Source organism: Gordonia sp. NPDC003422, assembly GCF_053588675.1.
Genome location: NZ_JBSFQL010000024.1, coordinates 69,766 through 92,038, shown reverse-complemented (window position 1 = coordinate 92,038; position 22,273 = coordinate 69,766). Strand labels below are relative to the sequence as shown.

At 67.0% G+C, this 22,273-nt stretch carries 23 protein-coding genes; 19 read left to right on the top strand and 4 right to left on the bottom strand.

The window, feature by feature from the left end:
* Nucleotides 1–360: helix-turn-helix domain-containing protein (locus ACWDTF_RS19260; protein ID WP_449754893.1), on the bottom strand; the 360-nt coding region annotated here is incomplete at its 3' end.
* A gap of 200 nt (nucleotides 361–560) precedes the next feature.
* Here ACWDTF_RS19260 and ACWDTF_RS19255 point away from each other — a divergent pair.
* The 4 genes from ACWDTF_RS19255 (at nucleotide 561) to ACWDTF_RS19240 (ending at nucleotide 4,527) form a co-directional block, all read left to right on the top strand.
* Nucleotides 561–1,547 (top strand): hypothetical protein, encoded by a 987-nt coding sequence (locus ACWDTF_RS19255; RefSeq protein ID WP_355278855.1) that lies wholly within the window; start codon nucleotides 561–563, stop codon nucleotides 1,545–1,547.
* Nucleotides 1,548–1,571: 24 nt separating this feature from the next.
* Nucleotides 1,572–1,994, top strand: coding sequence for a DUF4259 domain-containing protein (locus ACWDTF_RS19250; protein ID WP_240856723.1), 423 nt, complete (start codon nucleotides 1,572–1,574; stop codon nucleotides 1,992–1,994).
* Between the two features lie 121 nt (nucleotides 1,995–2,115).
* The gene (locus ACWDTF_RS19245) at nucleotides 2,116–2,808 is read left to right on the top strand and encodes a lytic murein transglycosylase (RefSeq protein WP_449754892.1); all 693 of its coding nucleotides are present in this window, start codon (nucleotides 2,116–2,118) and stop codon (nucleotides 2,806–2,808) included.
* A 48-nt stretch (nucleotides 2,809–2,856) separates the two neighbouring features.
* Nucleotides 2,857–4,527 (top strand): DUF4185 domain-containing protein, encoded by a 1,671-nt coding sequence (locus tag ACWDTF_RS19240; RefSeq protein WP_449754891.1) that lies wholly within the window; start codon nucleotides 2,857–2,859, stop codon nucleotides 4,525–4,527.
* A gap of 464 nt (nucleotides 4,528–4,991) precedes the next feature.
* Here ACWDTF_RS19240 and ACWDTF_RS19235 read toward each other — a convergent pair whose 3' ends face one another.
* Nucleotides 4,992–6,332: a MinD/ParA family ATP-binding protein gene (locus ACWDTF_RS19235; protein ID WP_449754890.1), complete on the bottom strand. Its 1,341-nt coding sequence runs from the start codon at nucleotides 6,330–6,332 to the stop codon at nucleotides 4,992–4,994.
* A 348-nt stretch (nucleotides 6,333–6,680) separates the two neighbouring features.
* Here ACWDTF_RS19235 and ACWDTF_RS19230 point away from each other — a divergent pair, with 348 nt between their 5' ends.
* From ACWDTF_RS19230 to ahcY, 11 genes are all read left to right on the top strand, one after another.
* Nucleotides 6,681–7,109, top strand: a complete 429-nt coding sequence (locus ACWDTF_RS19230; protein WP_240856727.1) for a hypothetical protein — start codon at nucleotides 6,681–6,683, stop codon at nucleotides 7,107–7,109.
* A 13-nt stretch (nucleotides 7,110–7,122) separates the two neighbouring features.
* Complete coding sequence (locus tag ACWDTF_RS19225) at nucleotides 7,123–7,446, top strand: YbaB/EbfC family nucleoid-associated protein (protein WP_240856728.1); 324 nt, start codon at nucleotides 7,123–7,125, stop codon at nucleotides 7,444–7,446.
* 53 nt (nucleotides 7,447–7,499) lie between these two features.
* Nucleotides 7,500–7,808 (top strand): type VII secretion target, encoded by a 309-nt coding sequence (locus tag ACWDTF_RS19220; protein ID WP_240856729.1) that lies wholly within the window; start codon nucleotides 7,500–7,502, stop codon nucleotides 7,806–7,808.
* Nucleotides 7,809–7,819: 11 nt separating this feature from the next.
* Nucleotides 7,820–9,178 carry a hypothetical protein gene (locus ACWDTF_RS19215; protein ID WP_355278846.1) on the top strand — a complete coding sequence of 453 codons (1,359 nt, stop codon included), beginning with the start codon at nucleotides 7,820–7,822 and terminating at the stop codon, nucleotides 9,176–9,178.
* Nucleotides 9,179–9,185: 7 nt separating this feature from the next.
* Nucleotides 9,186–9,509, top strand: coding sequence for a PE family protein (locus ACWDTF_RS19210; protein WP_355278843.1), 324 nt, complete (start codon nucleotides 9,186–9,188; stop codon nucleotides 9,507–9,509).
* Between the two features lie 136 nt (nucleotides 9,510–9,645).
* Nucleotides 9,646–10,683 (top strand): PPE domain-containing protein, encoded by a 1,038-nt coding sequence (locus ACWDTF_RS19205; protein WP_449754889.1) that lies wholly within the window; start codon nucleotides 9,646–9,648, stop codon nucleotides 10,681–10,683.
* Between the two features lie 2 nt (nucleotides 10,684–10,685).
* Entirely contained in the window at nucleotides 10,686–11,486 is an 801-nt protein-coding gene (locus ACWDTF_RS19200) for an ESX secretion-associated protein EspG (protein ID WP_449754888.1), read from the top strand.
* Between the two features lie 91 nt (nucleotides 11,487–11,577).
* Nucleotides 11,578–11,913 carry a WXG100 family type VII secretion target gene (locus ACWDTF_RS19195; RefSeq protein ID WP_355278837.1) on the top strand — a complete coding sequence of 112 codons (336 nt, stop codon included), beginning with the start codon at nucleotides 11,578–11,580 and terminating at the stop codon, nucleotides 11,911–11,913.
* 31 nt (nucleotides 11,914–11,944) lie between these two features.
* A complete protein-coding gene (locus ACWDTF_RS19190; protein ID WP_240856735.1) occupies nucleotides 11,945–12,247 on the top strand; it encodes a WXG100 family type VII secretion target in 303 nt (100 codons plus the stop codon).
* Between the two features lie 151 nt (nucleotides 12,248–12,398).
* Nucleotides 12,399–13,928 (top strand): amino acid permease, encoded by a 1,530-nt coding sequence (locus ACWDTF_RS19185; RefSeq protein ID WP_240856736.1) that lies wholly within the window; start codon nucleotides 12,399–12,401, stop codon nucleotides 13,926–13,928.
* A gap of 120 nt (nucleotides 13,929–14,048) precedes the next feature.
* Nucleotides 14,049–15,518: an adenosylhomocysteinase gene (gene ahcY, locus ACWDTF_RS19180; protein ID WP_240856737.1), complete on the top strand. Its 1,470-nt coding sequence runs from the start codon at nucleotides 14,049–14,051 to the stop codon at nucleotides 15,516–15,518.
* Nucleotides 15,519–15,899: 381 nt separating this feature from the next.
* Here ahcY and ACWDTF_RS19175 read toward each other — a convergent pair whose 3' ends face one another.
* Together ACWDTF_RS19175 and ACWDTF_RS19170 are read right to left on the bottom strand one after the other, a co-directional pair.
* Nucleotides 15,900–16,694, bottom strand: coding sequence for a hypothetical protein (locus tag ACWDTF_RS19175; protein WP_240856738.1), 795 nt, complete (start codon nucleotides 16,692–16,694; stop codon nucleotides 15,900–15,902).
* Between the two features lie 66 nt (nucleotides 16,695–16,760).
* A complete protein-coding gene (locus tag ACWDTF_RS19170) occupies nucleotides 16,761–17,396 on the bottom strand; it encodes a dTMP kinase (RefSeq protein WP_240856739.1) in 636 nt (211 codons plus the stop codon).
* A gap of 85 nt (nucleotides 17,397–17,481) precedes the next feature.
* On the opposite strand from ACWDTF_RS19170, the gene mtrA reads away from it, so the two are divergent.
* The 4 genes from mtrA to ACWDTF_RS19150 are packed head-to-tail and all read left to right on the top strand — an operon-like array spanning nucleotide 17,482 to nucleotide 22,258.
* Nucleotides 17,482–18,159: an MtrAB system response regulator MtrA gene (mtrA, locus tag ACWDTF_RS19165; RefSeq protein ID WP_449754887.1), complete on the top strand. Its 678-nt coding sequence runs from the start codon at nucleotides 17,482–17,484 to the stop codon at nucleotides 18,157–18,159.
* On the top strand, nucleotides 18,156–19,820 hold the full coding sequence (gene mtrB, locus ACWDTF_RS19160) for an MtrAB system histidine kinase MtrB (protein WP_308221017.1): 1,665 nt from the start codon (nucleotides 18,156–18,158) through the stop codon (nucleotides 19,818–19,820). Before mtrA ends, mtrB begins: the two co-directional genes overlap by 4 nt.
* Entirely contained in the window at nucleotides 19,813–21,546 is a 1,734-nt protein-coding gene (gene lpqB / locus ACWDTF_RS19155; RefSeq protein ID WP_449754886.1) for an MtrAB system accessory lipoprotein LpqB, read from the top strand. The genes mtrB and lpqB overlap by 8 nt, the downstream gene beginning before the upstream one ends.
* A gap of 49 nt (nucleotides 21,547–21,595) precedes the next feature.
* Nucleotides 21,596–22,258, top strand: coding sequence for a hypothetical protein (locus ACWDTF_RS19150; RefSeq protein ID WP_240856742.1), 663 nt, complete (start codon nucleotides 21,596–21,598; stop codon nucleotides 22,256–22,258).
* Nucleotides 22,259–22,273: the final 15 nt, after the last annotated feature.

Genomic DNA, 22,273 nt, shown 5'->3' with positions numbered 1-22,273 from the left:
CAAGTGAGAAGCCAACAACCGCGACGACCAGTGTGTGACTCCGTACTTCTTTGGCGGCGCCTCCAAGGTGGCGGCCACGATCGCGGCGTGATCGACTCGCCGGGGGCGACCGGAACGCTCGGCGTCGACCAGTCCGGCCAGTCCCTCACGCAGATATCGGCTACGCCACTTCACCACTGTCGCGCTCGATGCGCCCGTCAACTCCTGAATCCGCGTGTTCGCCACCCCCTCGGCGGCCAACGCCACGATACGAACTCGCTTCACCACACCCGCCGGCGCCGTTGTCGACCGCAAGATGCGTTCGAGTTCAACATCATCGCCATCACGAAGGGTCAATGCCGGGGCCGGGGAATTCGCCATAACTCATCCTCCCAGCCCGGAAAGCGTTTAAGAACTTACGACACGCGACACTAGTTCCTTGAGAGATGGGATCTACTCACCTTCTTTGGACTACGACCACCGCAGACGGTGGCACTGCACGACCAGCTGTTCCTGGTAACTCCGACCGAGGCTGTGGAGCGCCGCGTCGAAGGTGTCGGTATCGCCGATACTGTTGATGCATGCGCGAGGAAGATGTTGCGATCGGACGATTCTGGCGGTGGTGGGCCGACGCTGGGCGTCGGGCCGTCGTGGCCGGGTTGGTTGCACGGGACGGGGAAGCACTGGCTGCGACCGTGAGCGCGGCCGTCGAGGCCATCGATCCCGCTCTGGCATGGGAGTTCGGCACCGACGGGGCCGGTCGGCACCAGTTCGTCGTCAGCGGTGGCGGCGACCCGCGATTGCGGGCCGTCACCCAGCGCTGGGCGGATGCGAGTCCCGCCGACGACCAATTCGTATATGCGCCGGCGCGGCTCCCCGAAGCCGACATCGAGAACATTCGCGCGCAGTTCGGTGGCGTCGCGGTCGATGTCGCCGACACGCGCTTCCAGTTGTTCGTCGACGAGGAGCACTGGTGGGTGAGTGTCGGGGTCTTTCACCCGGTGTTCGCGAAGCTGCCCGACGAGGAGGCGACGCAGATCGCCTTCCTCGTGCTGGATTGGGTGCTCGGCGAGGATTGGGTCGGTCAGTGGATCGGGCCGATCGGCGTGCTGACCAGCCCGACGAACGATCTCGTCGATGTGGCGGATCTCCGGGCGGTGGTCACGGCGTTGGCTGTGCGAGCCCCGACAGACGAGTGGGCCATGCTGTCTGCCGAGACGCCGGACGGCCCGGTCCTGGTGTCGGTGCGTCGCCCGCTGCAATGGTTGTCCGCGCCCTTGGCGACGCAGGCGGTCGTGGTGCGCAGGGAGTTTCGGGCACGAGCGGACGGGCTCCCCGTGGACGGCGAGCACGAGCGGTTGACCGCCGACGAGGAGACACTGGGCGATTCGCTGCAAGGCGACGTCGAGCTGGTTGCGACGATGACGCAGGGCGGTGCCCGGACCCTGTTCCTGTACTCGCCACCTGGCGCAGGCCTCGATGCTGTTGCACAGTGGTGCCGCACGGTCGGCGCACAGTTCGATGTGCTCGAGGACCCAGGGGGGTCTGCCGTCGCAGATTTTCGTTAGCGGTATCTCTCAGAGGAGTTGGTAGTGGGCGCATGGGGATCGGGGATCTTCGACAACGACGACGCGGCCGACTGGGTCGTCGAGTTCGACGAGGCCGACCCGGATGAACGGTTGTCGGTGGTGCAGGCCGCGTTCGATGCGGTGACCGACGCCGACGACCCGGACGAACTGGAGATCGACGTCTGCTCGGCGGCATTGGCGGCGGTGGCGACCGTTGCAGCACTGATGCCGGGCGGGCCCGAGCCGGACGAGTCGTACGGACCGCAGACACTCGATGAGGCGCCGTTCGAGGTCTCTGACTCGCTGCGATCGCGAGCGGTGACCGTCGCCGAGCGGGTGCTCGACGAGGCCACCGAATGGTCGGAACTCTGGATCGAGGCCGACCGATGGGACGAGGCCAAGGAGCCTGTGAGGCAACTCGTTTCGTTCCTGCGCAGGTCAGAGTAGAACGTCGGCGGCAAAATGTGACCCTTCTCACTCGCGGGCGTGATTTGGGGCCGAAACACCGCATATGTCCTGGTCGTTCGGCGGACCCCGTCGATTTGTCTCTTGGTCACGATCCGGTAGCGTGCATCGCGTGCAGGGTGGTGGGGGAGCGCGTCGTCGCTGGCTGTTCGTGGTGGGGACCGTAATGGTTCTTGCCTTGATCACGTCATGTTCGTCGCGATTGGACAAAGACGACGACCAGGCCGAACGGCAAGTCCCGTCGATGCAGTTGAAGGAATGGTCGCAGCTACACAGCGGCCCGTACGGCATCCCGGAACGGGCACTCCGCTCCTACGCGTACGCCGCGGCGGCCATGGACAAGGCGCTCCCAGCCTGCGGAATCGGCTGGTCGACGCTCGCCGCGATCGGCGATGTGTCGAGTTCCAATGCGACCGCAGACGGCGCCGTCGTCGAATCCGATGGGGTTGCGCGGCCCTACCTGCGCGGTCTGGACCAGGCGAATCCGGCTGGTGCCAAACCGGTTCCGGACACCGACGCCGGTCGCTTCGACGGCAGTGAGGTCGTCGACCGGACCATGGGCCCGATGCAGATGATGCCCAGCCGGTGGGAGCAGTTCGCCACCGACGCCGACGATGACGGCAAGGCCGACCCCGACAACATGGACGACGCGACGCTCTCGGCGGCCCGCCTGCTCTGTGCTGCCGGCGGCGACCTCCGACAGCCCGACGGCTGGGCTCGTGCGGTGGGGCAGTTCAACTCGACGCCAGGCTTTGTCGAGCGTGTCCATGAGCGCGCATCGGTTTTCGGCCGATGAGTCGACGGAAGGTCGCGGGTGTGGTCAATCCGAATGGGGGAGTCTGACGTGAAACCGTCGCGAGTCATCAATTCTCGGCCTGCGCTGGCCGTGATCGCGCTCGGCGTGGTCTCCGTGACTGTATTGAGCGCCTGCTCGTCCAGCAGCAACGGTGCCACCAAGGAACAGCCGGTCAATCTCAATGCGCAGCCACAGCTGTCGGTTCCCAACGTGAACCCGGTCGGCATGATCGTGCCGCCTGCGCCCGCCGTGCCGGAACTTCCGCGCGCCCAGCCGTCTCCGAACGGCACACCGACGACGCCGCAAGCACCGGTCATCATCAACCCCAACGTCCCGAATGCGCCACAAGGCCCCGACCTGTATCCGACGCCGAACCCGAATCGCGTTGGGCAACAGCGTGGCGCGGGCCAGCCCGTCACCAAGAACGGCATCACGAACGCGTTCGTCGCCAAGCTGACGGGCGCGCAGTCGGTGGACCACACCGACACCAAGTGGGGCGTTGCCGGTGCCGGCAACGCGGTGATGTGGGACAACGGTCAGGGCCAGGTCATCACGGTGTTCGGCGACACCTTCGGGCGCCCGCGTCCGCAGGGTGAGCGCAGCGATCAGCCGCCGTACGTGAGCGGCGCGGGCCTGAACGTCCCGATCATGCCGGCCCAGATCCCGTTCCCCGCACTGCCTTACGTCAATCTGCGGCAGGGTGGCAAGCAGGGCTCCGGGTTCGCCGGTGACACCGGGACCAAGGCGCCCACCGGGTTTGACTGGCGCGTCAACACATTGGCGTACAGCAACACCACCAATCTGCGGCAGTTCTCCTACAGCGACTTCCTCACTGGCCAGGCCGGCCGGGCGCGTGAGGTGATCCCGGCCCGCCGGATCAACGGCAGCGAGATCACCACTCTCCCGACGTCGGGCATCTCCGTCGGCGGGCGCCAGTACCTCTCGTATGCGTCTGTGCGCCAGTATGGTCCGGCTCCCGGGTCGTGGACGTCGAACTACTCGGGTATCGCCGTGTCCGACGACAACGGCGTGACCTGGCGCAAGTCGGGCAGCGCGTTCTGGACCAACGCCGGACCCGCCCGCAACTTCCAGATGCCCGCACTTACCAAGCGCGGCAACATGGTCTACATGTTCGGCACCGAGCAGGGCCGTGTCGGCGGTGTGTACGTGGCGCGTGTTCCGGCCAACCAGATCCTCAACAAGGCGGCCTACCAGTACTGGATGGGCACCTACTGGGGACGTGGCCTCACCGCCGAGCCGCGGCCGGTGGCCTCCGGTGGCGTCGGCGAGGTGTCGGTGCAGTGGAGTCCGTCCCTGCGACGCTGGCTGATGCTGTCGACCGACGTCTTCAGCAACGGAATCGTATTGCGCCAGGCGGCAAATCCGCAGGGGCCGTGGACGGCGCCGCGAGTGGTGGCGTCGGCGACTAACTATCCGTCGATCTACGGTGCGAGCATTCACCCGTGGTCGAAGGGCAACGACCTGTACTTCACGATGTCGCAGTGGACGAGCTACAACGTCTACCTGATGCACGCCACGGTCACCCGCGCCGGCATTCCGGCACCGCGGCCGTGGGTTCCGGAGATCCCGCTGCCCGGTGGTGGTCGAATCCCGATGGGCCCCGCACCCGACCTGGGGCCGCTGCCGACCTTGCAGCTCCCCAAGGCATTGCAAGGGCCGCAAGGGAGCCCGAACGCACCTCGCGGACCGGGTAGCTGAGTTCGTCGGGGCTCGCCGGGGCGATTCCGCCGTGAGCCCAGCTCCGCTTCGTGAGCCCACCTCCGCTCCCTGAGGTGCGAGCGAAGCGAGCCTCGAAGGGCTCGTGAGACAGACCAATTGGGTTAATAACCAGCGACGGCGACCGGGCCGTCGAGGCGCTGCGACGTCGATCAGTATGATTTTATGTCCGGAATCCGAACCTAGAATCATACTGATCCGAGTGCCCCCTTCGACGCTGTCCGGAACGGTCCGCCTCACGCGTATCCGAGGGCATAATGCCCTCGGAGGCACGTCGCGGCGACCGTTTTGGTTGCCACCCGAGGGGGCTTGTTGAGGTGGCGTCGCCAGGTCTTCGAGGCTCGTCGCTTGCGCTCCTCGCACCTCAGGCAGCGGTGGGTAGTCGCTTGCGCTCCTCGCACCTCAGCTGAGAAGCGGAGGGGCCGACCTTAGACAGCAGTGAGAGCTCAGGCGAGGAACGGGTCCTCGCGTCGGACCGGGGCGTCGGCGAATTCGTCGGCCATGCTGGCGGCGAGTTCGACGAAGGCGCGCCGGGCGGGTTTGCTCATCAGTTCCAGGTCGACGTCGGCGCCCTCGGAGAGATGGTCGTCGAACGGAATCTGCTGCACTGCACGACATCTGGTGAGGAAGTGCTGGGCGAGCTGGTTGGTGTCGATGGTCGATGCGCCGGGTCGGGACGAGCTGAGTACCACCACAGCCCGCGATACGAGGTGCCCGTAGCCGTGGGCCTCGAGCCAGTCGAGGGTCGCGCCGGCGCTGCGCGCACCGTCGAGCGCGGGTGAGCTCACCAGGATCAGCGCGTTGGCCAGATCGAGGACTCCGTTCATCGCCGAATGGCTCAGTCCCGTACCGCAATCGGTGATGATGATGTTGTAGAACCGCTGCAAGATGGTCACCACGCCGCGGTACTCGTCCTCGTTGAACGCCTCGGCCATCGCCGGATCACGTTCGGAAGCAAGGACTTCCAATCGGCTCGGCGCTTGCGAGGTGTGCGCGCGGACGTCCGAGTATCGGTAGACGTTGTCGTCGGCGAGCAGGTCGCGCACGGTGGAGCGGGTCTGCTGCGGGATGCGCTGTGCGAGCGTGCCCAGGTCGGGATTGGCGTCGACGGCGATCACCCGGTCGCCGCGCAACGACGCGAAGGTCGACCCGAGCCCGACGGTGGTGGTGGTCTTTCCGACACCGCCCTTGAGTGACAGCACCGCGATGCGGTAGTCGCCGCGGACGGGTCGTCGTACCCGGTCGAGAAGCTGCTGGTACTCGATATCGCCCTGCGACTCACCGGGATTGATCGTGCCCGCCGAAAGAGTATGGACGGCTCGGCGCCAGCCACGGCTTGGGGCCCGACGCGCCTTCCGCAGCAGCGCCACGTCATCGAGCGCAGGTCCGGCCGGACCAGGCTGTCCGGGGAACTGTTGTCCCGGGAACTGTTGGGGCGGATAGCCTGCCGGCGGACCGTACTGGGGCCCATAGGGTGCGCCGGGTGCGGGGGGAGGTGGCGTCGGCGTGGGACCCGAACCCGCGGGTGGACCGTATGGTCCTGCCGGCGGACCCGGGTATGGCCCGGGCGGCGGTGGATCGAACACGGGGTGCTCGGGACGTCCCGGCGCGGGGTGATGCTCCGCGGCGTGCGTCGGTCCGGTGGTATGTCCTGTCGGTGTGCCCTCGGTGGGTCGCTGGCCATCTGCCGGGGGTTGGGGCGCGAACTGCAACCACGGCGGGGTGACCGGATGTCCCGCTGCGTCTGATTGTGTTGCCGGATCGTTGGTCGGTTGCTCAGCTGTCATTGTCGGCAGTCCCCCTGGTGGATCGTTCCCCCGACGCGGTGTCGGCGGCTGCAGGGCCTGTGGCGGCACCAGTGCCGTCGGCGTTCAGTCTCGTAAACGCCTGGTTGTTGACGGCACAGGCCGGAGTGTACCCAAAGCGAGGGCGGCCGGTCGGGCCGGTGGGACGCCGAACGAGCTGTGCACAAAGTGTGGGCGCAGTCACGGACCTGTGGCAGGATCTTTTCAAGCATTCGGTCAGTGCTGACCGGGTCGGCATCTCTGCAGGTCGGCCAGTGCGGGGGCATCGACCAAGAATCCATGGATCCGAAATCCCCGACGCTGCGTCTAAAGAATCAGAAGGGGGCGATCGTGACGACATTCAGCGAGTCCATCCACCGCGATTCGATCGGTGATCATGCAGCGGCTTCTGGTGGGGGTGAGGAACTCCCGCCGGCAGACCACGGGGCGTGGGCGGCATTGCATCAGCCGGCGCAGGCACGGTCGCGGTCGGGATCGCTGTCGGTGGTCACCACCTATCAGGGTCTGCCGCTGTCGGTGCGGATCGAACCGTCGATGCTTGACAAGGAGCCATCCGTGCTCGCCGGCGAGATCTTGCGTCTCTGTCGTCAGGCCGCGATGTCCGCAGGTGTGCGGCTGCGCGCCGATCTGCTGGCCGACGGGATGGCCGCCGAGCTCGTCGACGAGATGAAACTGCCGAAGGCCGACGACGTGGCACGTGCCGAGTACCAGGACGACTCCGACGCCGATGAGCCTGTCTCGTGGCTCCGGCGCGGATGACGGGGGTGTCGAGATGAGCTGGGCGATGGACGAACTCGAAGCCCGCGCGCAGGCGCAGTTGAACGGGCTGCACGAGTTCAGCGAGAAGCTGGGGTCGATTGCGGTGCGGGCGACGTCGCCCGACGATCTCGTGACGGCGGAGGTCGACGCGAACGGTGCGCTGACCGGACTCTGGTTGGCGTCGGGTGCCAACGAACTGGGTGCCACTCGGCTCGGCGAGCAGATCGTCGCCACCGCGGCCATGGCTGCGCAGCGCGCCTTCGCTCAGCGGGCGGCGGCCACTGACGAGTTCAACGAAGCCTTCGCCGACCTGCTGGCGTCACGGCCGGCGACCTGATTGCCGCTGTTCCACAACACGATCCATCCGACATCACTACTAAGGGGGTTGTCATGACCGATGTGCGCGTGACACCAGAGGTGCTCGAGGCGTTCACCGGGACCAATGTCGCGATGGCGACGGCGGTGGGTGCGGCCGGCTCCATCAACGCGGCGGCCAACACCGCGATCATGGTGCCGGTGTTCGGACTGATCGGCCAGGAGTTCCTGGCGGCTTTCATTGCCGCGCAGGTGAATCACCTCACGTCCGTGGGCGAATTGGCGGCGGTGCATGCGGCTACGGCGGCCTCTACCGCGGCCGGTCTCGCCACCTTCGAGACGACCGACGGCAACAACGCCGCAGTCATCAGGTCCGCCCTGTGACACCGGCCCACATGCCCCACACGCCGCAGCCGTGTCTGCCCGACGTGCCGGCGATGATGCACATGACCGTGCAGGACATGGTCGACGCGACGCCGCTCGGACCCATCCTCGACACACCCGTCGCCGACGTCCTTACCCGCCTCGGTCTGCCGCCGTTGCCGGTGCTGCCGCCGCTGCCGCCGATGCCCGGTCTCCCGCCGATGCCGACCATCGACCTCGACCTGCTGATCAAACCCATGACAGATCTGTTGGGCGGCTTCGGAACCGGTGATCTCTCGAAGGCAGGCTTCGACCCATCGGCCATCTTCCAGAGTTTGTCGAAGGTGCTCGAGACAACGATGACGATGAGCAAGGGCGCACTCGGCCTCGCCGACAAACTGTGGGCTGGCCAGTCGTCGCTGGGTGCCGGTGCCAAGACCGCGCAGGCGTCGACCAACAGTGCGGCACTCGCGACGCAGGGCACCGGAATGTCCTTCGATATCAACGCCGCCGCCGCGATCGTGGCCCACGGTCTGGCTGCGGTGCAGGCGATCATCGCCGCGACCGTCGCCAAGATTGCCGCCGTGGTGCCGATGATCGTGAGCCCCGCCTTCGCGGCCGGCATCGGACTTGCGGTGGGGTTCGCCAATCTCGGCCTCGGCGAGGCCACCGCCGCGGTGGCCGCCACCCGGGCGGCGCTGCTCGCACCGACCGGCAAGATGACCGTGAACGGCACCAAGGTGCCGGTGACCAACGCGCCCAAGCCGGCTGCCGGTCCGTCGCCGTTCGCGATCGCCAGTTCGGTGCTCGACGTCGTCTCCCCGGCGCTGTCGACGGCAGTCGAATTACCCTCGGCCCTGGCGAAACCCGTCGGCAAGATGATCACCACCATCAACCAGCCGGACCGCAACCAGAACAACAATCGTGAACAGCCAAAGAAGGACAAGCCCGCTCCGGGCGGCCCGATGCCGCATCCGGTGGGCAAGGGCGGGGCGCGAGTCACTGGTGCGGCGCTCGGTGGCCTCGGCATGGTGCCGGCGCTGAACAATGCCCGGACCACCGTGCCGATCACGCCGGCAGCCGTCGAAAGCCCCGGCGCCAACGTCGCGGCCACCCCGGTGCGAGGTCCGGGCGCGGCGCAGGCGATGCCAATGGGTGCTGCCCCGGTGGGCGCGGGTGCCGCCGGGATGGGGCGCACGGCAGGCGCATCCGCCGATCAGCACGCGATTGCCGACTATCTGGTCTCGGAGATCAACGGACAGCGGATCGTCGGCGACGACCTCGAGGTGGTGCCCGCGGTGCTCGGCCACGACGAGACACCCGAACCAGATCCTGCACCCGACATCGAACTCCGGCTGGGACCAGCCAGCACGGATACAACACGGAAGTGAGACACCCATGACCGACTCACAACTTCGCGTAGATCCATCCGAACTACTCGTCGCCGCTGCGGATCTCGACCGCATCGCCGAACGGCTGGAGCATTCGGTGACCTCGGCCGGACACACCTTGCAGGTCGCGCCCCAGGGGCGTGACGAGGTGTCGATCGCCGCTGCCGACAGCTTCTCCACCGTCGCCGAGACATTTGGGGCCGACGCTGCGTCGGGCGTCCACGAGTTGCGCAAGATCGCCGCGGTGCTGAGAGCGCAGGCCGCGGGGTTCACGCAGGGCGACGATGACGCTGCCAGCATGCTCCGGGTTCCACCACTCGCGCCGCACTGAGGAGCGCGCCCTGCCGTTCCCTGAGGTGCGAGCGGAGCGAGCTTATACCGCTCCCTGAGGTGCGAGCGTAGCGAGCCTCGAAGGGCTTCCGAAAGCAAAGTCATTCAACCGATTTCATGTCCAGAGAGGAGGAGCAGTGACCGGATTCACCGGCGTCGACTGGGACGCACGAAACAGCGAACAACTCGTCTCCGATCTGGGTGACGGACCTGGGCCGGGGCCACTGGCAGAGGCCGGCCTCGCCTGGGCGAGGTTGTCGGCAGATCTGGGCGAAGCGGGCGCCGAGTACGCGGCCGTGCTCGCGAGGTTGGGTGTGCATTGGCAGTCGGCGCAGTCGAGTGCGGCCTTCGAGCGATTGACCCGACTCGCGCCGTGGTTCGCCGACACTGCAGTCGAGGCCGGATACAACGCGGCCCGCGCCCATGCGCAGGCAGCCGCGATCACGGTTGCCCGGCTGAACATGCCGGCCATCGCCGAGATCGGGCTCGTTCAACAGATGCACGAGATATCCAGGGCAGCAAACAGTGTGGTTCCGTTGATCGCCGGTGCTGCCGCGCAGATCGAGCGCGCCGCCCACGATCAACACATGCGGGCCTCGCGGGTGATGCAGGCCTACGAGGTGGCCACCGAACCCGTCGCCAAGCCCTGGAACTCGGCGTCACCGGCACCCGACCTGGTCTCCGCCGCGCCACTGGATGCCGAGCATGCCGCGCAGCGGGTGACCACCAACGCCGCGGTCCAGACTCCACCATCACCTGTTGCGTCACCGGGAGCACCGTCCGTGCTGCCCGCGGGATTTGTTGCACTGCAACAGGAGAAGCTCGCTTACATCCCGACAACTCTGGCCCAACCGCAGTCTCCGGTTCCCGGCGTGGCACGTGACTTGTCGGCACCGCAGGTCGCGCAACCCCATCCGACATCCGCAGCGCCGCCGATGGCACCGTCGCCGGTCACGGCCGCGGCCGGCGATCGTACGGTGGTCCGCGTCGTGGACTCCGGGATTCCCGGATCCAGCGAATCGGGCGTTGTTGCAACGGAATCGGAGAATCCAACCACCTGGGCCGACATCGCGGTCGCCGACCACGCCGTCGCACAGCACGTCGTCAAACCTGGATCGGTCGATCCCCGGTACACCGCCGAGACCCTGTTGCTCGGTCCGGACGGAGGGCGCTGACCATGACGACAACCGACATGACGGCAATCGCGCTCGATGTCGCGGTGCTGCGCCGCCTCGGCGAACGACACGGCGTGCAGACCTGGCCCGTGGTACTCGATGTCGACGGCGTCCTCGAACCCGAGCCGGCGAGAATGTCGCCGGCCGATCTCGACGCGCGGATCGTCGACCTCGGCCTCTGGGCGGACGACGAGCCGGTGGCCTGGCTCGGCGCAGCGATGCGGGTACTCTCCACGCCGGATCGGACCATCGAAGTCCGGACCTTCACCGACGACGGTGTCCGGCGCATGTGCCTTGCGCGGGCCGGTAACCATCACGCACTGGCCGTTCGTGACGGCACCGATGTCCACCTTCGTCTCGTCGACCTCCACGAGGCCGATGCGCTCGGGCCGCTGTTTCAGCGAGAACTCGGCGAATGCGCTCCGTGTTCCTTTGGCGCACTGAGTCATCCGACCGACGATTTCACTGATCGCTTGGGCTCATGCCGAACGGGCCTCGAGATGACTGATGCATTGCACGCCCTCGGCGCCTCGCCGACCGACGCCATGATGATCTCGGCTGCGTTAGCGTCGTGCCGAGCCCGTGCCGAGATCGTCGCGATCGCGCACGACGCTGGTGTGCTCTCCCAATCTTCTGGAGCGGTAGCGGTTTTCGACACCGGCAAGGGTCGAATCGTATCCAGCCCCAGTAAGTCCCTGGACGGACGTCTGTGGACCACGCTGTCGCCGGGTACGGGGCATCGGATCACGCAAGCGATTGGCCTGCTGATCGAGACCCTGCCCGACAGTCGTTGGTTCCCATGATGATTCAGGTCGGGGAACGGTCAGGGGTGTCCGCTACGTGGGCGCCAACGGGGGCATCGCCGAACGATGCCGAAACACAGGAGGAAAACTCATGCTGAATCTTCCCGGAATCGGATCGGCGGGCCCGGGGGTCGCCCTCAACGTGGCCGACGCGCAGGCAACCGCGCAGTCGGTCGCGAGCATCGTCGACGACATGAAGGAAACCATCGGCGTCATCGCCCGGCACGCGGGCAACGCCACGCCCACCTGGCAGGGCCGGGCGGGGGTGGCCTTCGACGGTACGCACACCGACTGGAACCGCGCGGCGATCACGCTCAACAATCTGCTCGACCAGATCCGCACCCAACTGAGCCAGGGCTTCGCCGGCTACGAAGACCAGGACGCGTCGGCGGCCAACGGTCTCGCCGGCGGCCCGGTCTCGGTCTGACACTTCCCATTCCGACACGAAAGGAACTCCCATGTCCGGACAGATCAACTATGACTTCGCCTCGCTCGGCGACCTCAGCAGCGGCCTGCTCGCCGCCTTCAACCGTCTCGAGGACCTCAACGGTCAGCTCAAGACCCAGGTGGCTGCGCTGCACGGCAACTGGAACTCGGCGGACGCCAAGCAGGCCTACACCGAGGCGCAACAGAACTTCGACCGCATCTTCACCACGTCGCGTGACCAGCTGATGGCGTTGAAGACGGGTGTGTCGAATGCGAGTCGCGTGATGTCGGAAACCGACTCGAGCATCGGGCAGGGCTTCCGCGGCCTGGTCTGAGCTCCAGTCGATCACCCCGTTTCGGCCCACCCGAGATTGCCGGGTGGGCCGAAACGGGACGCGCGCAACACTGATTCCCGCGCGGCGCCGGTGATCGTTCGGTTAGCGTAAATGAACGCTGCATCCGCTCTGACTCACGGGAGGATCGTTCATGGCCAATCCGTTGACGCGCATCAAATCGGTCGAGCAGTCGATGGCCGACACCGACGAGCCGGAACACAAACTCCGGAAAAACCTCAGTGCGTGGAACCTGATCGTCTTCGGCGTATCGGTGGTGATCGGCGCCGGAATCTTCACCCTCACCGTCCAGACGGCCGCCGACAAGGCCGGCCCGGCGATCTCGGTCTCCTTCATCATCGCCGCGATCACCTGTGCGTTCGCCGCGCTGTGCTACGCCGAATTCGCGTCGACGGTGCCGGTGGCCGGCTCCGCGTACACCTTTGGCTACGCGACGCTCGGCGAGTTCGTCGCCTGGATCCTCGGCTGGGACCTGATTCTCGAGTTCGCGGTGGGCGCTGCGGTGGTGGCCAAGGGCTGGTCGCAGTATGTGGTCAACGCCTTCACCACCAACAGCACCGCGTCGTCGGCCTCCTTCGACATCGGGTCGGTGACGGTCGACTGGGGCGCGATCCTGATCATCGCCGTTGTCACGACCCTGCTCGTGATCGGAACACGGCTCTCGTCGGTGGTGAGTGCCGTGATCACGGCCATCAAGGTCGGCGTGGTCCTCCTCGTCATCGTCGTCGGCTTCTTCCACATCAAGGCCGACAACTTCACGCCGTTCGTGCCGCCGGCCGAGTCCGGCGAGGGAACCCACAAGTCGGTCGATTCGACCCTGTTCTCCCTGATCAGTGGCGGCGGAGACTCCTCCTACGGCTGGTACGGCGTCCTCGCGGCGGCGTCGCTGGTGTTCTTCGCCTTCATCGGGTTCGACGTCGTTGCGACAACTGCAGAAGAAACACGCAACCCGCGCAAGGATGTGCCGCGCGGCATCCTCGGCTCGCTCGCCATCGTCACCGCCCTCTACGTGCTCGTGACGATCGTGGTGACCGGCATGGTCAGCTACAAGGAATTGGCCGGCAAGGATGCCGACCTCGCCGACGTGTTCCAGGTCGAGGGCATCACGTGGGCGGAGAAGGTCACAGCCTTCGGTGCGCTGGCAGGTCTGACGACCGTCGTGATGGTGCTGATGCTCGGACAGTCCCGGGTGCTGTTCGCGATGTGCCGCGACGGGCTGCTGCCGCGTGCGATGTCGAAGACCCATCCGCGGTTCGGCACCCCAGCTCGTCTGACGATCCTCATCGGCGTCGTATGTGCCCTGGTTGCCGGGTTCCTGCCGATCGACAAGCTGCACGAGATGGTCAACGTCGGAACGTTGTTCGCGTTCATCGTGGTCGCCATCGGCGTGATGGTCCTGCGGCGCACTCGCCCCGATCTCGAGCGGGGATTCCGCGTGCCCGGTGGCCCGGTGATCCCGGTGCTCGCGGTGATCGCCTGCATCTGGCTGATGCTGAACCTGTCGGCGCTGACCTGGATTCGGTTCCTGGTCTGGATGGTCCTCGGCGTCGCCGTGTACTTCCTGTACAGCCAACGACATTCGATGGTCGGCAAGCGTGAGCGCGGCGAGGTCCCACCCCTCGACGACGCGAAGGTGGCCCCCGAGGGTCGCGCCGAGCTCTGAGTCGGTCGTCGGTGGTGACACCTGCCACAGGTGTCGCCTGACGCCGTCCGATAGCCTCTAGTCGAACGCCTTTCGAGCTGCATCCGAGCAGCATTCCGACGCGAACGACAAGGGGAACACATGACGAGCTCCGCACTGCAGGCCGACACCCGAAACGGCATCGACTACAAGGTGGCCGACCTGTCACTCGCGGACTTCGGCCGCAAGGAGATCGAACTCGCCGAGCACGAGATGCCCGGCCTGATGTCGCTGCGCCGCGAGTACGCCGACGTCGCCCCGCTGAAGGGCGCCCGCATCTCGGGGTCGCTGCACATGACGGTCCAGACCGCGGTGCTGATCGAGACGCTCGTCGCGCTCGGCGCCGAGGTGCGCTGGGCGTCGTGCAACATCTTCTCCACCCAGGATCACGCCGCCGCGGCCGTCGTCATCGGGCCACACGGCACCCCCGACGAGCCCAAGGGCGTCCCGGTGTTCGCCTGGAAGGGTGAGACGCTCGAGGAATACTGGTGGGCGGCCGAGCAGATGCTTACCTGGCCCAACCCCGACGAGCCCGCCAACATGATCCTCGACGACGGTGGTGACGCGACCATGCTGGTCCTGCGTGGCGCCGAGTTCGAGAAGGCCGGGGTTGTTCCGCCCGCCGAGGACGATCATTCCGCCGAGTACAAGGTGTTCCTCGAGTTGCTCCGGACGGGCTTCGAGAACGACAAGTCCAAGTGGACGACCATCGCCGAGTCCGTCAAGGGTGTCACCGAGGAAACCACCACCGGCGTGCTGCGGCTCTACCAGTTTGCCGCCGCGGGTGATTTGTCGTTCCCGGCGATCAACGTCAACGACTCGGTCACCAAGAGCAAGTTCGACAACAAGTACGGCACCCGCCACTCCCTGATCGACGGCATCAACCGCGGCACCGACGTGCTGATCGGCGGCAAGAAGGTTCTGATCTGCGGTTACGGCGACGTCGGCAAGGGATGCGCGGAGTCGCTGGCCGGTCAGGGCGCGCGCGTGCAGGTCACCGAGATCGACCCGATCAACGCGCTGCAGGCCCTCATGGACGGCTTCGACGTCGTGACCGTCGAGCAGGCGATCGGCGACGCCGACATCGTCATCACCTCCACCGGCAACCTGGGCATCATCACCCTCGCGCACATGCGCCAGATGAAGTTCCAGGCCATCCTCGGCAACATCGGCCACTTCGACAACGAGATCGACATGGCCGGCCTCGAGGGCTCGGGAGCCAAGCGGATCAACATCAAGCCGCAGGTCGACCAGTGGATCTTCGAGGACGGCAAGTCAATCATCGTGCTCAGCGAGGGACGACTCCTCAACCTGGGTAACGCGACCGGCCACCCGTCGTTCGTGATGAGCAACAGCTTCTCCAACCAGGTGATCGCGCAGATCGAACTGTGGACCAAGAACGACGAGTACGACAACGAGGTCTACCGCCTGCCCAAGCACCTCGACGAGAAGGTCGCGCGCATCCACGTCGAAGCTCTCGGCGGAACGCTGACCAAGCTCACCAAGGAACAGGCGGAGTACATCAACGTCGACGTCGAAGGACCGTACAAGCCGGAGCACTACCGCTACTGATCTGCCTGATCAGCGCTCCGACCTGATGAAACACGATGGCGTCGTGCCCGCAAAATCTAGGGGAAGAACTTCTTCCCCGGGTTTCATAATCGTCCGCGAGAATTTCTGGGGGAGGACACCGAGGGTAGGGGAGGAAGTTTCTCCCCCTACTTTTGTGGGCCGCGTGCTCCTGGCGTCACGTTCGGCGGGAACGCGATGACTGGTGACTGAGATCGGGCCCGTCCGCTTCGGATACACCCGGATGACCACGATCCGCGGTTGGCTCAGCGAGGTGCTACCGACACTCTGTGTCCTGTTGGAGAATCTGTGTGCTGCAGCACCCAGTTGACCCGATTCGACACAGGGTGTGGCCGCCACGAGCGGAGACTCAGCCGACGGCCCTCACGTCCCGATCGACGGCTCGGCTCCGGGGCAGTACAGCCATTGGTTGTTCTCCTTGAGCAGCCGGGCATTCGCCGGTTCCGACGCTGTGCGCCGGGTGCCCTCTTCGACGTGGACGAGCATGCGTGTCTGCGCGAAGTCGCCGTCGATCTGGGTCGCGAGCAGCGATTCGATGATGATGTTGCCCGGCTTGCTGGGCAGCGTCACTTGGCTGCGGTTCTGGCTGCAGACGGCGGCCTTCATGCGCGTGAGGTCCCGGGCGTTTCCGGCCGTCACATAGTTCTGCATCGCGACCTGAATCGCAGCGACTTCGGTCGGATCTCCGCCGCTGGGCGGGGTCGTGGAGTCGGGCGTCGAATACGTCGAATAGGGCGAATCGGTTGTCGTGGTGTCCGACGTGGTCTGCGTCGTCGACGCCGCGGCAGGCGTGTCGTCGCCCGATGAGTTCGATTTGACGATCAGCGTCACCACCAGGCCGGCGATCGCGAGGACCGCGATGACGCCGCACACGATGGCCGCGATGGTGCCCCCGTTGCCGCCCCCGTTCGGGGGCCGACCGGGACCCGGTGGGGAATAGCCGGGACCTGGACCGAACTGGCCGGGTCCAGGCGGTCCCGGCGGCCCGTAAGGCGTTGCCGCAGGACCGTACTGGCCGGCCGGACCGGTCGTCGGCGGTTGCAGCGGACCCGGGCCGGACAGACCTGGAAAACCCCCGGTCGGCGGCCCGACCGGATGCGAACGCGGACCGGGAGGCGGCCCTGCGCGACCACCCGGTGGCGGCGGCTGAAACGTCATGGGTACTCCTGCGCTGAAGTCATTGTTTCCAGGCTATCCAAGCGACGGGGGGCCGTCACCGCACGGTCATTCGGGTAGCAGAAGTCGTGCCAAGATCGAGATGTCGCCACCGTCGAATTCGGTCCACGGCGAACGCCAGGACGTGCTCGCCAGACCGCGGTAGACCGCGTCGACCCGACGTTGGAGGTCGGCGTCGCGCTCGTAGTGATCGCGTGCGCGAGTCGCGTCGGCGTCGGCCCGGGACTCGGCGCGTGCCATCGCAACCTCCGCGGGCACCCCGAGCAGGACCTGCCGGTCGGGCAGCGGTAATCCGAACCGCCCGAACTCGAGGTCGGCGACCCAGTGGACGACCTCACCATCGGCGTCCTGATGGAGCCGGGCAGCACTGTAGGCGGCATTCGACGCGACGTAGCGGTCGAGGATCACCACGTCGAATTCGCTTCGGGCAGAGCGGATCTCGTCGGCAGCGTCGGCACGGTCCAAAGCAAACAGCAGAGCCATCGCGTACACACTGTCGCGCAGGTCGCCGTGCTTGCCGTGCAGCGCCTCGGCTGCGATGTCGGCCGTCGCGGTACGGCCGTACCGAGGGAAGGTCAACTGCGCGACGCGTGCTCCGCGCGAGTGCCAGTGCTCGACCAGGCCGGTCACCAACGTGTTCTTGCCCGCCCCGTCGAGGCCCTCCACCGCGATCAGCTCGCCCACGACCTGCAGCATATAGAGCAGACCACCACAGCTGCCCGGCGCGTCGATCACCACGGTTGCATCACGGAAGTGTCACCATTGGTGCATGAAGCCGCGCATCCTTGTCGTCGACGACGACGCCGCTCTCGCCGAGATGCTGACGATCGTGTTGCGCGGGGAGGGCTTTGAACCGTTCGTCGTCGGTGACGGCACCCAGGCCCTGACTGCGGTCCGCGAGATCCGGCCCGACCTGGTGCTGCTGGACCTGATGCTGCCAGGCATGAACGGCATCGACGTGTGCCGCGTGCTGCGGGCCGACTCGGGCGTCCCGATCGTGATGCTGACCGCCAAGTCCGACACCGTCGACGTGGTGCTCGGCCTGGAGTCCGGCGCCGACGACTACATGGTCAAGCCGTTCAAGCCGAAGGAACTGGTCGCCCGCGTGCGTGCCCGGCTGCGTCGCACCGACGAAGAGCCGGCCGAACTGCTGTCCATCGGCCCGGTCGAGATCGACGTCCCCGCCCACAAAGTCACCCGCGAAGGCGTACCCATCTCGCTGACCCCACTCGAGTTCGACCTGCTGGTCGCGCTGGCCCGCAAGCCGCGTCAGGTCTTCACCCGGGACGTGCTCCTCGAACACGTGTGGGGCTACCGCCATCCGGCGGACACTAGACTCGTCAACGTGCATGTCCAGCGGTTACGCGCCAAGGTCGAGACGGACCCGGAGAATCCCGAGGTCGTCCTGACAGTGAGGGGGGTCGGCTACAAGGCCGGCCCGCCGTGATCGGGAGACCTCGGCGACGCGTCAACAGCACCTTCGGACGATTCACTCGCGCAGCGAGCAGCCTGGGCCGGGCCTTCGGTCACATCTGGCGGCGGTCACTGCAACTGCGTGTGGTGGTCTCGACGTTGGTGCTGTCTTTTGTCGTGCTCCTGATCTTGGGTTTTGTGCTCATCAGCCAGATCACCGACCGCCTGCTCGACGTAAAACTCACGGCCGCGACCGAGGAGGTCGACCGCGCACGCGTGGCCGTCGAACGCGACCTCTCCAGCGGCGACGGCAACATGTCGGTGCAGAACCGGCTGCGGCAGACACGCTCGTTGCTCACCGACCGTGATGTCGACACCGGCGAGAGTTCGGGTGCGGTCGGCACCTTCGACACCGTGCTGCTGGTGCCCGGGTCCGACGCCGACGGCGCTCCGCCGGGCGTCGGTCCGACGTCGGAGATACCGCAAACGCTGCGGGACATGGTGCAGGGCGGTCAGGTCGCCTACCAGTACACGTCGGTCCCCACCGGGAGTGGCGGTTCGGAACCGGCACTCATCATCGGCTCGCCGACCAACGCGTCGGTTCCCGGTCTCGAGCTGTATCTCGTCTTCCCGCTGACCAACGAACAGAACACCGTCGACCTGGTCCGCGGCACCCTGCTCACCGGTGGCCTGGTACTGCTCGGGTTGCTGGCGGCCATCGCGTGGCTGGTGTCGCGGCAGGTGGTGATCCCGGTGCGGTCGGCGTCGCGGATCGCGGTCCGGTTCGCCGACGGCCGCCTCAAGGAACGAATGCCGGTGCGCGGCGAGGACGACATGGCGCGCCTGGCGATGTCGTTCAACGACATGGCCGAGAGCTTGTCCAAACAGATCACGCATCTCGAAGAGTTCGGTGGTCTGCAACGGCAGTTCACCTCCGACGTCAGCCACGAGCTGCGCACGCCGCTGACGACGGTCCGGATGGCCAGCGACGTGCTCTACGACGGCCGCGACGAACTCGACCCGGTGCGCAAGCGGTCGGTCGAGCTGCTCGACAAGGAGCTCGACCGGTTCGAGACGCTGCTCAACGAACTCCTCGAGATCTCCCGCCACGACGCCGGCATGGCGGAATTGGCGGCCGAACGCATGGACATGGCGATCCCGATCGATGCTGCACTGGCCACGGTCGGGCGCCTGGCCGAGGAGACCGGGACCGAGCTCATCCTCGACCTCCCCGCCGAACCGGTGATCGCCGAGATCGACCCGCGCCGCGTCGAACGCATCCTGCGGAATCTGCTGGCCAACGCCATCGACCACGGCGAACGCAAACCGGTGACGCTCACCATGCGCTCCGACGGTGATGCCGTGGCACTCACCGTCCGCGACCAGGGCATCGGCTTGCGGCCCGGCGAAGAGAAACTCGTGTTCAACCGGTTCTGGCGGTCGGATCCGTCGCGGTTCCGGCGGTCCGGCGGTACCGGTCTCGGTCTGGCGATCAGTATCGAGGACGCACGCCTGCACCAGGGACGTCTCGAGGCATGGGGCGAACCCGGCCGCGGCGCCTGTTTCCGCCTGACCCTGCCGCTGGTTCGTGGCCACAAGGTCCTGGGCAGTCCGCTGCCGCTCAAACCGGTCTCGAGCACCACCCGCACCACGGCCCGCACCGCCACGCGGACCTCGGGGGCGACCGATGACTAGGTCTCGTCTCATCGTCGTGACGATCCTGGCGATCGTCGGCGCGTTCCTCGCGGGCTGCGGCTCGATCCCGAACAACTCGTCGCCGCAGCCGATCAAGTCGTTCGAGCGGGAAGGCGCGACCGACGAGGTGCCGGTGCCCGAGCGCGACATGGACCCAGAGTCGCTGGTCCGCGCCTTCCTCAAGGCGACGGCGGCTCCGGAGAACGGTCATCGCGCAGCGCGGCGGTTCCTCACCCGCACGTCGTCCCAACAGTGGGACGACGGCGGCGACGCGGCCATCGTCGACGAGATCAGCATCTTCATCGACCAGCGCGACGAGGACTCGGTCAGGATGCGGCTCATCGGCGACAGCTACGGGACCCTGAGGTCCGACGGTCAGCTGGTGCCGGCGACCGGACGGATCGAGACCGCCATCAGCCTGGTGCTGGTCGCCGATCAGTGGCGCATCGACGGGCCGCTGCCCGACGAGATGTTGATCGATCGCGACCAGTTCGAGGCGTCGTATCGAGCGGTGTCGCTGTACTACACCGACCGCACCGGACGCCGTCTCGTGCCCGATCCGCGCTGGTTGTATGCCGGCCAGAACAACGATCCGACGGCCCTGGTGAACCTGCTCATCGCGGGACCGTCGGCCGACCTCGCGTCGGCGGTGGCGACCGGCTTCCCTGAGGGCGCGGCGCTGCGGGGTCCGGTGGCGCCGCTGGCCGGTGGTGGCGTGCGCATCGAGCTCACCGGGGTCACCACCCAATCGGTTCGAGACCGGACAGTGCTTGCGGCGCAGATCATCTGGACGCTCGCCGGCGCCAACGTGCCGGGCCCGTACGTCATCAACGCCGACGGCGGGGCGCTCGTGGCCGAACGCGCGTCGGGCTGGCAGACGACCGATGTGAAGGCCTTCGATCCGACGCTGATCCCGGCCACCGACGTCGGACTCAACATCATCACGGGTGGGTCGCTCCTGGCCGTCACGAACACCGGAACGGTGCCTGTCGCCGGGTCGCTCGGAGCGAGCCGAGCGGTGGCGTCCGCGTCGATCTCCCCGGATGGTCGTCGGGTCGCGGCGGCTCTCAACCGCGTCGGACCCGGTCCGCGGATGGAGTTCATGGTCGGCGACTACGGCACCAATCCGACCCAGGTGAGCACCGGCGCGTCGATCACCCGCCCGTCGTTCGGGGGAGACGCCGACACGGTGTGGGTGGTCGTCGACGGCCGGCCGATGCGCTGGACGCGCGACGCGGACGGCACCTCGATGGCGGAGGTCAACGCCGCCGCCATCCCCGCGGTGGCCCGCGGCCCGATCAACGAACTGCAGGTGGCCCCGGACGGGGTGCGGGTCGCGCTGCTGGTCGGCGGGCAAGTGCTGTTCGCGGTGGTGTCGACCAACGCCGACGGCGAGGTGTCACTGACCAGCCCACGCATCGCGGCCTACAACATCGGCAACCGGGCGGTGTCGCTGGACTGGGCGTCGCCGACGACGCTGATGGTCGCCCGGGAGGCGCCCGAATCCCCGGTGGTGCAGTTGTCGATCAATGGCACGCCTGCGGTCGGGCTGCTCAGCGGAAACCTCTCACCGCCGGTGCGGGCTGTCGTGGCCAACCCGACCACCGTTTATGCCGGTGACCAGCGCGGAGTGCTTCGTCTCGGCAGTACCAACGGGCAACCCGATCAGTACTGGACCGAGGTGGAGCCCGCGATGACACCGGGCGCGATTCCGGTCCTCCCGTAACCGTCGAAACCGATCCGCCGACGGTATGTCAGGTGCGACGATGCCAAGCATGACGTCGTCAACGCGAATCACCAGGCTCTCGTCGGACTTGTCGCGGCTGGGCCGGGAGTCGGAGATGCTCGACGCGATCGTCTCGATGATGAGCGCCGAACGCCTGGCCGCCCCGACCGCCGCCGGCACGCCGCGCTCCGAGGTCATCGGCCGGCTCGCCGACGACGGCTTCGCCCTGGCCGCGGCGGTCCGCTCAGCCCTCGGGGATTCGTCGCCGGGTGAGGGGTCGGTGTCAGACGACGTGTGTGCCCGCTTCCGCGAGGCGCATCGTGCGTTCTCCGACGCCGCGGCCGGATTGGGATCGGCGGCGCCCGACACGGTGGTCGCCTACGCGGACCTCGACCTTGCGCCCGGCGAGGTGGTACCCCAGCGCATCGCCGAAGTCGTTCTCGCCCACGACGCCCTGGACTCGGTGTGGACCATCGACGAAGCCGACCCGGACTCGGTGCTCGACGCACTGGACGCCATGGTCCGACGCCTCGAGCGGAGCGACGACATCCCACCGATCACGCTCGCGACCCTCGAGGGTGACCGGTGGGAGCTGTCCGGCGGTGGTCAGCGCATCTACGGAACCCGCGAGAGCCTCGCCCAATGGCTGGCCCGCGGCGTCGAAGGTGTCGACATCGAGGGCGAGGACCCGCAACTGCCGCGGTGGCACTGAGCCCCCGCCGGTGGC

Bases quoted from the DNA above. Each gene is read 5' to 3' on its own strand.
- ACWDTF_RS19185 (WP_240856736.1), top strand. From the start codon at position 12,399: ATGGCCAATCCGTTGACGCGCATCAAATCGGTCGAGCAGTCGATGGCC.
- ACWDTF_RS19190 (WP_240856735.1), top strand. From the start codon at position 11,945: ATGTCCGGACAGATCAACTATGACTTCGCCTCGCTCGGCGACCTCAGC.
- ACWDTF_RS19210 (WP_355278843.1), top strand. From the start codon at position 9,186: ATGACCGACTCACAACTTCGCGTAGATCCATCCGAACTACTCGTCGCC.
- mtrA (WP_449754887.1), top strand. From the start codon at position 17,482: ATGAAGCCGCGCATCCTTGTCGTCGACGACGACGCCGCTCTCGCCGAG.
- ACWDTF_RS19195 (WP_355278837.1), top strand. From the start codon at position 11,578: ATGCTGAATCTTCCCGGAATCGGATCGGCGGGCCCGGGGGTCGCCCTC.
- ACWDTF_RS19235 (WP_449754890.1), bottom strand. From the start codon at position 6,332: ATGACAGCTGAGCAACCGACCAACGATCCGGCAACACAATCAGACGCA.
- ACWDTF_RS19150 (WP_240856742.1), top strand. From the start codon at position 21,596: ATGACGTCGTCAACGCGAATCACCAGGCTCTCGTCGGACTTGTCGCGG.
- ahcY (WP_240856737.1), top strand. From the start codon at position 14,049: ATGACGAGCTCCGCACTGCAGGCCGACACCCGAAACGGCATCGACTAC.
- ACWDTF_RS19200 (WP_449754888.1), top strand. From the start codon at position 10,686: ATGACGACAACCGACATGACGGCAATCGCGCTCGATGTCGCGGTGCTG.
- ACWDTF_RS19215 (WP_355278846.1), top strand. From the start codon at position 7,820: ATGCCCCACACGCCGCAGCCGTGTCTGCCCGACGTGCCGGCGATGATG.
- ACWDTF_RS19255 (WP_355278855.1), top strand. From the start codon at position 561: ATGCGCGAGGAAGATGTTGCGATCGGACGATTCTGGCGGTGGTGGGCC.
- lpqB (WP_449754886.1), top strand. From the start codon at position 19,813: ATGACTAGGTCTCGTCTCATCGTCGTGACGATCCTGGCGATCGTCGGC.
- ACWDTF_RS19225 (WP_240856728.1), top strand. From the start codon at position 7,123: ATGAGCTGGGCGATGGACGAACTCGAAGCCCGCGCGCAGGCGCAGTTG.
- ACWDTF_RS19220 (WP_240856729.1), top strand. From the start codon at position 7,500: ATGACCGATGTGCGCGTGACACCAGAGGTGCTCGAGGCGTTCACCGGG.
- ACWDTF_RS19175 (WP_240856738.1), bottom strand. From the start codon at position 16,694: ATGACGTTTCAGCCGCCGCCACCGGGTGGTCGCGCAGGGCCGCCTCCC.